General features: G+C 63.5%; 10 protein-coding genes. 6 read left to right on the top strand and 4 right to left on the bottom strand.

What is annotated here, in order from left to right:
• Positions 1 to 213: 213 nt before the first annotated feature.
• The 6 genes from XH90_RS19495 to XH90_RS19470 all read left to right on the top strand — a co-directional run bounded on the left by XH90_RS19495 (position 214) and on the right by XH90_RS19470 (position 7,689).
• A complete protein-coding gene (locus XH90_RS19495) occupies positions 214 to 1,230 on the top strand; it encodes an amino acid ABC transporter substrate-binding protein (RefSeq protein ID WP_194475973.1) in 1,017 nt (338 codons plus the stop codon).
• Between the two features lie 27 nt (positions 1,231 to 1,257).
• Positions 1,258 to 2,463, top strand: a complete 1,206-nt coding sequence (locus XH90_RS19490) for an amino acid ABC transporter permease (RefSeq protein ID WP_194475972.1) — start codon at positions 1,258 to 1,260, stop codon at positions 2,461 to 2,463.
• Complete coding sequence (locus tag XH90_RS19485) at positions 2,460 to 3,965, top strand: amino acid ABC transporter permease (protein ID WP_194475971.1); 1,506 nt, start codon at positions 2,460 to 2,462, stop codon at positions 3,963 to 3,965. The genes XH90_RS19490 and XH90_RS19485 overlap by 4 nt, the downstream gene beginning before the upstream one ends.
• 11 nt (positions 3,966 to 3,976) lie before the next feature.
• Positions 3,977 to 4,714: an amino acid ABC transporter ATP-binding protein gene (locus tag XH90_RS19480; protein WP_194475970.1), complete on the top strand. Its 738-nt coding sequence runs from the start codon at positions 3,977 to 3,979 to the stop codon at positions 4,712 to 4,714.
• Between the two features lie 91 nt (positions 4,715 to 4,805).
• Entirely contained in the window at positions 4,806 to 7,028 is a 2,223-nt protein-coding gene (locus tag XH90_RS19475) for a tetratricopeptide repeat protein (protein ID WP_194475969.1), read from the top strand.
• 130 nt (positions 7,029 to 7,158) lie between these two features.
• Complete coding sequence (locus XH90_RS19470) at positions 7,159 to 7,689, top strand: DUF805 domain-containing protein (protein WP_194475968.1); 531 nt, start codon at positions 7,159 to 7,161, stop codon at positions 7,687 to 7,689.
• An 8-nt stretch (positions 7,690 to 7,697) separates the two neighbouring features.
• Here the strand turns inward: XH90_RS19470 and XH90_RS19465 are convergent, their stop codons facing one another.
• The 4 genes from XH90_RS19465 to XH90_RS19450 form a co-directional block, all read right to left on the bottom strand.
• A complete protein-coding gene (locus tag XH90_RS19465) occupies positions 7,698 to 8,732 on the bottom strand; it encodes a cysteine synthase A (RefSeq protein ID WP_194475967.1) in 1,035 nt (344 codons plus the stop codon).
• Between the two features lie 83 nt (positions 8,733 to 8,815).
• A complete protein-coding gene (locus XH90_RS19460; RefSeq protein WP_194475966.1) occupies positions 8,816 to 10,045 on the bottom strand; it encodes a cyclopropane-fatty-acyl-phospholipid synthase family protein in 1,230 nt (409 codons plus the stop codon).
• A 94-nt stretch (positions 10,046 to 10,139) separates the two neighbouring features.
• Positions 10,140 to 10,976: a DUF1365 domain-containing protein gene (locus tag XH90_RS19455; protein ID WP_194475965.1), complete on the bottom strand. Its 837-nt coding sequence runs from the start codon at positions 10,974 to 10,976 to the stop codon at positions 10,140 to 10,142.
• A gap of 4 nt (positions 10,977 to 10,980) precedes the next feature.
• Positions 10,981 to 12,294: an NAD(P)/FAD-dependent oxidoreductase gene (locus XH90_RS19450; protein WP_194475964.1), complete on the bottom strand. Its 1,314-nt coding sequence runs from the start codon at positions 12,292 to 12,294 to the stop codon at positions 10,981 to 10,983.
• Positions 12,295 to 12,538 lie beyond the last annotated feature (244 nt).

Raw genomic sequence — 12,538 nt, 5'->3', positions numbered from 1 at the left:
CATCGTTTGACCGGACCTTGCGTCACAGCCATCAAGGCGGGCGCCAGCGGCGGGGATTAGGGTGTGGCGTGCGGCCTCTCGGGATGGGCGGGTGTTCGGCAAGGTTTTCCAGCATGACTCTTGCAGGGCGGATCCTAAGTAGGATTGCCCTGGCAGAGACGATCCTGAGACAACGTTCCTGTCCTTGAGACGACCTTGAAAGGCCTTTAGCCCATGAAACGCGTAACCCTGGCTCTCACTTTCGCACTCGCCGCCGGCCTGACTGCCCAAGCCGCCGACGCGCAAACGCTCAAGACCGTCAAGGAGCGGGGCGTATTGTCCTGCGGCGTCAGCCAGGGTCTGCCTGGCTTCTCCTCGCCCGACGACAAGGGCAACTGGACCGGCCTCGACGTCGATGTCTGCCGCGCGATCGCAGCCGCCATCTTCAACGATCCGACCAAGGTCAAATACGTGCCGACCTCGGCCAAGGACCGCTTTACCGCGCTGCAATCCGGCGAGATCGACGTGCTGTCGCGCAACACCACCTGGACCATCTCGCGCGACACCTCGCTCGGCGCCAACTTCACCGGCGTGACCTATTATGACGGGCAGGGCTTCATGGTGAAGAAGTCGCTCAAGGTGAATTCCGCGCTGGAACTGAACAGCGCTTCGGTCTGCGTGCAGACCGGCACCACCACGGAGCAGAATCTGGCCGACTACTTCAAGGCCAACAACATGAAGTATGAGGTGATCGCGTTCGGCACCAACGACGAAACCATCAAGGCCTACGAGGCCGGCCGCTGCGACGTCTTCACCACCGACCAGTCCGGCCTCTATGCCAATCGCCTGAAGCTCGCCAATCCCAACGACCACATGGTTCTGCCGGAGATCATCTCGAAGGAGCCGCTCGGCCCGATGGTGCGCCACGGCGACGACCAGTGGTTCGATCTCGTGAAGTGGACGCTGTTCGCGATGGTCACCGCCGAGGAACTCGGCATCACGTCCAAGAATGTCGACGAAAAAGCCAAGATCGAGAATCCGGAGCTGAAACGCGTCCTCGGCACCGACGGCAATTTCGGCGAACAGCTCGGCCTGACCAAGGACTGGGTCGTCCGCATCGTGAAGGCCGTCGGCAATTACGGCGAGTCGTTCGATCGCAACGTCGGCGCGGGCTCGCCGCTCGCCATCAATCGCGGTCTGAACAATCTCTGGAACAAGGGTGGTCTCCAGTACGCGCCGCCGATCCGCTGATCCCGCTCGATCGGCCGGCGCACGGCAATGAGCACCTCAGCCCGTAAACCGCCGCTCCAGATCGCGCTGAAGATCAGGCGCATTCTGGGCGGCAAGGCAGGCTGGAACGGCGTGGCCGTCCAGTTTGCCTTCGCTGCGGTGCTGGGCTGGATTGCCTACGAGATCATCTCCAATGCCCGCGCCAATCTCGAAAACCAGCACATCGCCGCCGGGTTCGGCTTCCTCAGCAACAACGCCGGCTTCGACGTCAACCAGACCCTGATCTCCTACACCGGCTCGGACACGTTCCTGCGGGTGTTCGTGGTCGGACTGCTCAACACGCTCGTGGTCTCCGTGGTGGGCATCGTGTTCGCCACGGTGATCGGCTTCATCGTCGCATTGTGCCGGCTGTCGCCGAACTGGCTGGTTTCGCGAATCGGCGAGATCTACGTCGAGATCATCCGCAATCTGCCGCTGCTGTTCCAGATTCTGTTCTGGTACCTGGCGGTGCTCGCGGCGCTGCCCAATCCCAGGCAGAGCATCTCGCTGTTCGGCGTCGCCTTCATCAGCAATCGGGGCCTCGTCATTCCGCAGCCGATCGGGCAGGCGGGCCTTGCGCCGTTCCTGACGGTGCTGGGATTCGGCATCGTCACGGCGCTGGCCCTGCGCATTTATGCGCGGCGGGCGCTGTTCCAGCGCGGGCAGATGATCCGCATCTGGCCTTACGTGCTGGGCCTCGTGATCGGGCTGCCCCTTGTCACCATGGGGGTGTTCGGTTTGCCCCTCACGGTCGAACTGCCGCAGCTCAAGGGTTTCAACTTCGCCGGCGGCGCGCGCATCATTCCGGAATTCGTCGCGCTGACCCTGGCGCTGTCGACCTATACCGCGGCCTTCATCGCCGAGATCGTGCGCGCCGGCATCCTGTCGGTCCACAAGGGACAGATGGAGGCGGGGTCCTCGCTGGGCCTGAGCCGTGGCACCACGCTGCGGCTGATCGTGGTGCCGCAGGCGATGCGGGTGATCGTGCCGCCGCTGACCAACCAGTACCTCAATCTCACCAAGAATTCGTCGCTGGCGGTCGCAATCGGCTATCCTGACCTCGTGTCGGTCTGGGCCGGCACGTCGCTGAGCCAGACCGGCCAGGCGATCGAGATCATCGCCATGACGATGGGCGTCTATCTCCTGATTTCGCTCTTCACCAGCTTCGTGATGAGCGTCTATGGCTGGCGCCTGAACCGGAGCCTTGGGGCATGACCGACATCGCCGCGTCATCCTTCGTCCGCCAGGACCTGGTCGCCGAGCGTCCGGCGCCGATCAAGACATCGGGCTTCATCGGGACGCTGCGCACCCGCCTGTTCAACTCGCCGACCAACATCCTGCTCACGATCGTCGGTGCGTTGCTGCTCTGGTTCACCATCATCCCGTCGGTCAAATTCCTGATCGTCGATGCGGTATGGACCGGCCAGGATCGCGCCGCCTGCCTGGCCGAGAACGGCGCCTGCTGGCCCTACATCCAGGCCAAGCTGCCGCAGCTGATCTACGGCTTCTATCCCGAAGCCGAGCGCTGGCGGGTCAATTTTGCGCTGATGCTGGCAGCAGTGCTGCTGCTCCCGCTGTTGATTCCACGGCTGCCGGCGAAGGGGCTCAACGCCAGCCTTTTCTTCTTTGCCTTTCCGGTCGTCGCGTTCTTCCTGCTGCATGGCGGCGGCATCAGCGGCTTTGGTCTCAGCTGGATGGCCGGCCTGCTGGAATTGTTCGACGACAGCATCGTCAGCGCCGGGCAGGTGCTGCTCAGCCTGAGCAAGACATCGGCGATCGCGCCGATCTTGTGGGTCGTCGGCAGTCTGATCGTTTTGATCGGCAACGCCATTCATTGGCTGATCTTCCCGCTGACCTGGCTGCGCGATCAGCTGGAGGCGTCGGGGCAGTCGCTCTGGACCGATTTCTTCATCACGACCGTCGTCGTGTCCTTGATTGCGTTCGTGATGGGCGGAGGCGTGCGGACTGGATGGCGCCCCCTGGCGGCAAGCATCGCGACCTTCATTGCGATCGCCGCTGTGATCAAGCTGATGGGGCTCGATCACGGCGGGCTTCCCGTCGTCCAGACCAGGCTGTGGGGCGGTCTTCTGGTGACGCTGGTGGTGTCGGTCGCCGGCATCGTCACCTCGTTGCCGATCGGCATCGCGCTCGCGCTCGGCCGCCGGTCCAGCATTCCGCTGATCCGGATCTTCGCGATTGCCTTCATCGAATTCTGGCGCGGCGTGCCGCTGATCACCGTGCTGTTCTTCGCCACCTACATGCTGCCGCTGTTCCTGCCCGGCAATTTCTCCGTCGACGGCCTCGTCCGCGCGCTGATCGGCATCGCGCTGTTCACGGGCGCCTATCAGGCCGAGAACGTCCGCGGCGGCCTTGCGGCGATCCCGCGCGGGCAGAGCGAAGCGGCGGCGGCGCTGGGATTGTCCTGGTGGAAGACGACGTCGCTGATCGTGCTGCCGCAGGCGCTCCGCCACGTCATCCCGAACCTCGTCAACAGCTTCATATCGCTGTTCAAGGACACCTCGCTGGTGTCGATCGTCGCGCTGTTCGATCTGCTGGGCTCGCTGCGCGCCTCGTTTGCGGATCCGAAATGGTCGGCGCCGTCGACCTTGTTCACCGGCTTTGCCTTCGCCGGCATCATCTACTTCCTGTTCTGCTTTGGAATGTCGCGCTACTCGCTCTTCGTCGAGCGTCGCCTCAACGCCCATCGTCGCAACTGATCGAGCTCACCATGTCCGAACCCATCGTCAATATTTCCGGCCTGAACAAATGGTACGGCGAATTTCACGTGCTGCGCGACATCGACCTCGAGGTCAGCAAGGGCGAGCGCATCGTGATCTGCGGGCCCTCGGGCTCGGGCAAGTCGACCTTGATCCGCTGCATCAACGCGCTCGAGGAGTTCCAGGAAGGCGAGATCGTCGTCGACGGCATCTCGCTCGGACCCAACCTCAAGCATGTCGACGCGGTGCGCCGCGAGGTCGGCATGGTGTTCCAGAGCTTCAATCTGTTCCCGCATCTCACGGTTCTCGACAATTGCACGTTGGCACCGATCTGGGTGCGCAACATTCCCAAGAAGGACGCCGAGGCGACCGCGATGAAGTTTCTGGAGCGGGTCAAGATCCCGCACCAGGCCAACAAGTTTCCCGGACAGATGTCCGGCGGCCAGCAGCAGCGTGTCGCCATCGCACGGGCCCTGACCATGAACCCGAAGGTGATGCTGTTCGACGAGCCGACCTCGGCGCTCGATCCAGAAATGGTCAAGGAGGTGCTCGACACCATGGTCGACCTCGCCGAGGAGGGCATGACCATGCTGGTCGTCACCCACGAGATGGGCTTTGCCAAGGAAGTCGCCAACCGCGTGGTGTTCATGGACGCCGGCCAGATCATCGAGGCCAACACGCCGAACGAGTTCTTCGCCACGCCCCAGCACGCCCGCACAAAGCTGTTCCTGAGCCAGATCCTGCGCTGATATCGGGGACATCCCGGGGGCGCGGCCGCCCAGCCGTCGAGAGACGCGAATCAGCTAGACTCTCCACCGGCCATCCCCGGGGAGAGCGACCTTGCAGAGCAGCGCCGGCGCGCGTGCGTTCCAGAACGCGCGATTGCAGAAGAAATTCAAGAAGCAGGCGGAAGCCCTCATCTCCGCCGCAAACACGGCCTTTGGCCAGGGCCGGCATGCTGAGGCCGAGGCGCTCTGCCGCCAGATCCTGAATGAGCTCCCGGAGCATTTCGGCGCCTTGCACCTGCTCGGCTTGTGCGCGTTCGCAGGGCAGCACTTCGAGGCAGCCAAACAAGCTCTCGAGCAGGCCGTGACCGTCGACCCGCGCTCGGCGCAGGCCTTGTCCGATCTCGGCGCGACGCATTTCGCACTTGGGCAGTATGAGGAAGCCCGCACGTTTCTGGAGAAAGCCATCGCGCTGAAGCCGAGCTTCCCGATGGCTCTGGCCAATCTCGGCAATGCTTTGCTGCACCTGAACCAGGTCGAGCCGGCCATTGAACTCTACGACCGTGCCATCGAGCTGAAGCCCGACCATGTCGATGCGCTGTGCAATCGTGGCCTGGCGCAGCTGGCACTACAGCACTTCGATCGCGCCAGGCAAAGCTTCGAGCGCGCCTTGCTGTTTCAGCCGCGGCATGTGGAAGCGCTCGTCGGCAAGGGATTGGTCGATATCGAGCTCAAGAACTACGACGAGGCGAAGAGCGCGCTAGAGGCGGCACTCGCGCTCAGGCCCGGGTCGGCGAAGATCCTGGCGAACCGCGGACGGGTCAATCTCGAACTGTCGAGGTTCGAACAGGCGGCGGCGGATTTCGACGCAGCGCTGGCGATGTCCCCCAGGCTCGAGGTGGCCTTGCAGGGCAAGGCGCAGGTCTCGCTCAACCTGGGAAATACGGCGCAGGCCATGCTGGCCTGCACGACGCTGCTCGAGGAAAATCCGCGCTCTGCGGTCGCGATGGCGCTGCTGAGCGCTTGTTTCGCAAACCAGGGCGAGATCGCGTCCGCAATCGAACTGCTCGACGCTGCGGTGGCCATTGCGCCGAATGCGGACTTGATCGGACGAAAGATCTTCTTTCTGGACTTTCTCGCCGATGCCGATTTCGCGGTCCAGCAGGCCGCGCGAAAGCAGTGGTGGAATGCGGTCGGCACCAGATTTACGCAAAGGACGCTTTCACCGAGGTCGCTTGATCCGGACAGGCGGATCGTCATCGGCTATGTCTCGGCCGAGTTCTGGTACCACTCGGCGGCGTTCGCGCTGTTGCCGGTCTTGCGCCATCACGATCGCGCCAAATTCCAGATCGTCTGCTACGCGTGCTCGTCGACCCAGGACGAGGTGACCGCCAGCTTCAGGCAAATGGCCGACGTCTGGGTCGATGCCTGGCAGCTGTCGGATGACGAACTGGCCGATCGCATTCAGGCCGACAACGTCGATATCCTGGTCGACGTATCGGGCCATACGACCGGCAACAGGCTTCCTGTCTTTGCACGCAAGCCGGCCCCCATCCAGGTCACGGCCTTCGGACATGCGTCGGGCACGGGCCTTCAGACCATGGATTACGTGCTTGCGGATACGGTCTTCATTCCGCAGGCGGCGCGCCATCTGTTGGCAGAAAAGGTCTACGACCTGCCGTGCCTGAACACGCTGGATCCCATCCTGGATGTGCCGACGTCGGAGCTTCCGATGCTCCGCAATGGTTATGTGACCTTCGGCGTGTTCAACCGCATCAACAAGATATCGGACGACGCCATTCGGGTGTGGTCGAAATTGATGCGCGAGGTCACGGGATCGAAAATCATCCTGAAGCACACGCTGCTCGATGATCCCCTGGTGCGCCAGCGCCTGCTCGCGCGATTTGTGGCGCACGGGATTGCCGAGGCTGACATCACCTGCCTGGGCATGACCCCGCGCCACGAGCATCTCCGGGCCTTTGCCGAGGTCGACATTTCGCTCGATCCATTCCCGCAGAATGGCGGCATCAGCACGTGGGAATCGCTCTATGCCGGCGTTCCCGTCGTCGCCAAGCTCGGCAACGCGTCGTCCTCGCGCGCCGGCGCCTCGATCGTGGCGGCCGTCGGCCTCAACGACTGGGTGGCCGAAGACGACGATGGCTATACCGCGATCGCCTGCAAATTCGCGGCGCAGCCGGATGAACTCGCGAAGCTGCGCGCGAGCTTGCCTGCCCGGATTGCGTCTTCGCCCGCCGGCAATGTCGAGATCTACGCCGGCAGGGTCGAGGCGGGCTATCGCCAGTTCTGGCGCGATTATTGTGCGTCGATGACCCCGTAGACGGGGCAGACCCGTAAAAGTTTACGCAATTCCGTCGCCGACCCCAAACCATGCGGCGCACGACAGCCCCTCGCTTCATGCGTCCGAAAGCTCTGTCCGCGCATGTGGGCCCCGAATGGGGGTGCGTCAGATGCTCGGTTTCGTATTCGGCCTCAACGCCCGGCTCGGGCGACTACATTTTTTCTTCGCTACGATCGCGCTGGCGTTCGTGATGACCGCGATCTGCTTTGCGATCGCGATGGCGGTGCTGCGCACGACGTCGCCGAGTATGGTGCGCCCCGAGGACCTTACACATAACAGGGCCATCATCGCCGCGATGATCTTCTTTGGCCTAGCGACCGTCATGCTGCAATCGATGCGAATCCGCGATATCGGCTGGGATCCGGTCTGCGTCATCCCGGCCTGGATCGCGCTCATGTTCGTCGATCATGTCGTGGCCGGCCGGTTTCCGGCCTGGGCGATGGGGCAGGAGCATCAGGGCACGATGGTCGGCGGGCTGGTCAATGTCGCGCTGCTGCTCGCCCTCACGTTCTGGCCGGGGGCCGAGGGCGACTTCACCAACCCGTTCGAGCCGCCCGCGCGCGCGGCCAGCAAGACGTCGACGTCGGACGAGCGCCTTGCGCGCGTGTCTCAAGGCACGACGCGACCGACCTGGGGCTAGGGCCTTGGCTAGACGAACGGCAGTTTGATGTTGCTGCGCTTCTCCAGCCATTCCGGCACCGGCAGGTTCTTGGCGCGCATGAAGTCGGCGTTGAACAGCTTCGACTGATAGCGGCTGCCGGAATCGCAGAGAATGGTGACGATGGTCTTGCCCGGCCCAAGTTGCTTGGCGAGCCGCATCGCGCCGACAATGTTGATGCCTGTGGAACCGCCGAGGCACAGGCCTTCGTGCTGGAGCAGCTCGTAGATCGTCGTGACGGCTTCGGCATCGGGAATGAGATAGGCATCATCGACCTTCGCGCTCTCGACGATCGCGGTCGCACGGCCGAGGCCGATGCCCTCCGTGATGGAATCGCCTGGGGTCGCCTTGGCGGTGCCGGTCCTGAAGTACTCGAACATGCCGGCGCCGTGCGGATCGGCGCAGGCGATCCGGACGTCCTTGCTCTTCTCTTTCAGAAAACGGCTGGTGCCGGCGAGCGTACCGCCGCTGCCGACCGAACAGACGAAGCCGTCGATCTTGCCGCCGGTCTGCGCCCAGATCTCGGGACCGGTCGAGTCGTAATGCGCCTTGGCGTTGTCCAGGTTATTCCACTGGTCGGCGAACAGCACGCCGTTCGGCTCGGTCTTGCGCAATTCGTCGGCGAGGCGGCGGCCGACATGCTGGTAGTTGTTCGGATTGGAATAGGGCAGTGCCGGCGATTCCAGCAGCTCGGCGCCGCACAGCTTCAAGAAGTCCTTCTTCTCCTGGCTCTGCGTCTCCGGGATCACGATCAGCGTGCGATAGCCGCGCGCGCTCGCCACCACCGCAAGGCCGATGCCGGTGTTGCCGGCGGTCGCTTCCACCACGAGGCCGCCCGGCTTCAACTCGCCGCGCTTCTCGGCCTCCAGGATCATCCATTTGCCGGCGCGGTCCTTGACCGACTGGCCGGGATTCATGAACTCGGCCTTGCCGAGAATGGTGCAGCCGGTGAGCTCGGAGGCGCGCTTGAGCTTGATGAGCGGGGTGTTGCCGATGGCTTCGACAACGTCGTTTTTTATGGTCATGTCAGGCAATTACCGGCTGGTTCACGATGTGGGCGCGACCCTAAAGTAGGGTCGCCGGCCACACAAGGCGAGGGCGTAAACTCTTATTGCTGCTTTGCGAAGATGACCTGCCGGACGTCGATATTGCCGGAGAGGAATCCGGCCTCGCAATAGGCGAGATAGTACTCCCAGAGCCGCCGGAACCGGTCGTCGAAGCCGAGCGGCACCAGGCCCGGCCAGGCCGCGCGGAAGTTATTTCGCCAGGTGGCAAGCGTCTTGGCATAATCTTGCCCGAAGATGCGCTCGCGGATGACAGGAACGCCGAACCTGTCCCCGAGCGATTTCAGCACCGCGGGCGAGGGCAGCATGCCGCCGGGGAAGACGTAGCGCTGGATGAAGTCGACCTCGCGGCGGTAGCCCTGGAAAAGCTTGTCCTGGATCGTGATGGCCTGGATCCCGGCCAGTCCGTCCGGCAACAGCCGGTCACGCAGTTGGGCGAAATAGCGCGGCCAGAACGCCTCGCCGACCGCTTCGATCATTTCGATCGAGGCGATCCGGTCGTAGCGGTCGCGCTCGTCACGATAGTCCTGAAGCCGGATCTCGACCTGTTCGGCGAGACCCGCCTCAAAGATGCGCCGCTGCGCGAAGTCGCGCTGCTCGGTCGAGATCGTGAGGCCGACGACGTGCGCGCCGAAGGTCTTGGCGGCGAATTCGGCGAAGCCACCCCAGCCGCAGCCGATCTCGAGCAGCTTTTGTCCCGGCTTCAAATCGAGCGCCTCGGCGAGGCGGCGATATTTGTTGGTCTGTGCGGCCGTAAGGTCGGTGGTCGATTCCTCGAACAGGGCCGAGGAATACGTCATGCTCGGATCGAGCCAGGCCGAGTAGAACGCATTGCCGATGTCGTAATGGGCGTGGATGTTGCGTCTCGCCTGACGCCGCGTGTTGCGGTTGAACCAGTGCTGCACCATCTGCACGAACCGCATCAGCGGCTTGTCGTGCAGCATGGCCTGGATCAGATCGTGGTTGACGCAGAACAGGTAGAGAAACTGCGTCAGGTCAGGCGTATCCCAATCGCCGGCGAGATAGGCTTCGGCAATGCCGATGTCACCGCCGTTGATGAGGCGCGATGCGAAACTGTAGTTGTGCAGGCGCATGGCGGCATTCGGACCCGGCTCGTGTCCGCCAAGCCGGATCACGCGGCCATCGGGCAGAGTGACATCGAGCGTTCCGCGACGCAGCCGTGCCCCAAAGGTCAGTGCAAGGCGAACGATCCGCGGCAGGTCGGCAAGCACTGTTTCGACGTCGTCAGGCGCGACGGAAATGGCATTCGACATCGGCAGATCCATGAGCTCAACGGATGCTGTCCGACCGCCAGCCGCGCGCGCCCCTCCCGCGTCTATGCTGAACCCGAGCGCGCCCCGCAAACGGTCAGCGATTTCTAATATAGGGGTGCGTTTGGCCGCGCGCCAAGGCGGTTTTGCCGTTACGCTGCTCTGCGGCATCATGTCGTGGCACCAGCCGGGCGCCCTTCAGCCAGAGCCGCAGCGCTTCCCAGTGGATCGCCGCCATCACCTTGAGGGTCAGGAGCGGCAGGGCGAAGAACGATCGTAGCAGCGCCCGCGAGGTCAGGGCGCGGCGGCGGCCGTTGAAGGTCGCCGCGAGCAGCGGGCCGTCGCGGTCGGTCTCCAGGATGCGCAGCTTGACCGTACCCGACGGCGGCAGCACGCGGAAACGGTAGCGCATTGCCATCGGCAGGAAGGGCGATACGTAGAACAGCTTGTCCTGCTGCTGCCGCAGGCCGGCATCGCTCAGCTCGCCTGCCTTGACCGGCAAGATATACGGATGAATCTCGCCAAACGTGTTGCGGACCTCGTAGATCATCAGCGCCAGCGCGCCGGTGGCACCATAGCAAAAATAGACCGAGAGCGGATTGAAGCCGTAGCCGAGCAGACGGGGATAGCAGAGCAATTCGACCCTGCCGCCGCAGAGGTCGATGCCTTCAGCGGCGGCACAGCGTTCTGCATAGGCGCGCAGCGAGGAGCCGTCGCGCGGACCGTGGTCCGCCTCGTGGAAACTGTAGAGCGCGCCGCGGTTGACCCCGAACAGCGCCGATTGACCGTCAGCCTCATCCAGCCTGTCGAGATCGATCAGCAGGCTCATGACGCGGTAGCTGAATCGATGACCCATCGGCCTCAGGCGCGCATGCATGACATCGCCGAAATAAAGTGCGGCGGCATCGGTTGAGGAAAGGGCTGTCGTCACCATCGCGCTACTCTGCAGCTTCTGCCAGTTCCACTGGCGCCGCGCGCCAGGGCGCGGTCGCCCCGAGCGCCTCGGCCACGCGAAGGCCGGAGCGCAGGCCATCCTCGTGAAAGCCATAGCCGGTCCAGGCGCCGCAGAACCAAATGTGCCGCTGCCCCTGGATCTCGGCGAGCCGCTTCTGCGCGGCAAAGGCGGCGGCATTGTACTGCGGATGCTCACAGATATATTGGCCGAAGGTGAGCTCCGGCGCGGGTTCGAACGGCGGATTGAGGCTGACGAACAAAGGCTTGCCGGCATCGATGCCCTGCAGGTTGTTCATCCAGTAGGTCACCGCGACGTCGTTCATCGCATCTCCCTCACGCTGCCAGCGCAGGAAATTCCACGACGCCCAGGCGCGCCGCCGCTTCGGCATCAGCCTTGTGTCACGATGAAGATAGACCTTGTTCGGGGAATAGCCGATCGCGCCGAGGATCTCGCGCTCGCGCTTGTCTGCGTCGGACAGCATCGCGAGCGCCTGATCGCTATGGGCTGCGATCACAACGTGGTCGAAGCACTCGTGCCGGCCGTGGCTGTCATGGACGACGACGCCCTGTGCGGAGCGTTCGACCGACGTGACTGCACAGCCGAGCCGGATACGATCCTTGAACGCAGCCTGGAGCCGGTCGACATAGTGCCGGCTGCCGCCCTTGACCGTGCGCCAGACCGGCCGGTCGTAACGCAGCAGGCGATGATTGTCGAAGAAGGCAACGAAATTCTCGGCCGGAAAGGCGAGCATCTCGCGTGCGGGCGCCGACCAGATCGCAGCGCCCATCGGCGCAAGATAGTCGGTCAGCAGCCGTTGGGAAAATCGCCGCTCACCGAAATAGTCGCCGAGCGTCAATCCGGTCAGGCGGCCGTCGCGGAGGTCGTCGATGCTTTGCCGGCCGAACGTCGGGATCTCCGAGAGCATCCGCAGATAGGATGGGGAGAGCAGATTGCTGGGTTGAGCAAACAGGCCGGCCCCGGTCGCCCACCAATCGTTGCCGCCGCCGCGCCATTCGAAGCGACCGCCATCGGCGGACACCGCGAAGCTCATGCAGCTTGCGACCGTCTCGACTTCGAGATGGGCGAACATCGCCGTCAGATCAGGATAGTTGAGCTCGTTGTAGACGATGAAGCCTATGTCGACCGTAACCGGTGAGCCCTGGTAATCGATCGTGACGGTATGGCTGTGGCCACCGGGGCGCAGCTCGCGGTCATAGACCGTCACCGGATAGCGCTGGGAGAGCGTCCAGGCCGCCGCGTTGCCGGCGATGCCTGTTCCGATGACCGCGATGCGCATGCGTAAGTGCCCCTGCCTTGTGGTGGACAAGCTACGGTGCGTTGCGGCGCGGGTTTCAGTGGAGTGTGGCCTTGGTTCTGCGGCTTCGGTGCAACTGTGGCTGCAATATCACATGAAATCTTGGTAAGCTTGGTTCGGTTTCTGAACTTTTCTGGGGTGGAAGAAACCACTGCAAGACAGGCACATCTTGTGTTTCGATGGTCTCGACTGCGCTGCGTTCTGCTGTGCGCTTCGCAGGTGCGGG

This window comes from Bradyrhizobium sp. CCBAU 53338 (assembly GCF_015291665.1).
Lineage (GTDB): Bacteria > Pseudomonadota > Alphaproteobacteria > Rhizobiales > Xanthobacteraceae > Bradyrhizobium.
This window is presented reverse-complemented; position numbering and strand designations above follow the sequence as displayed.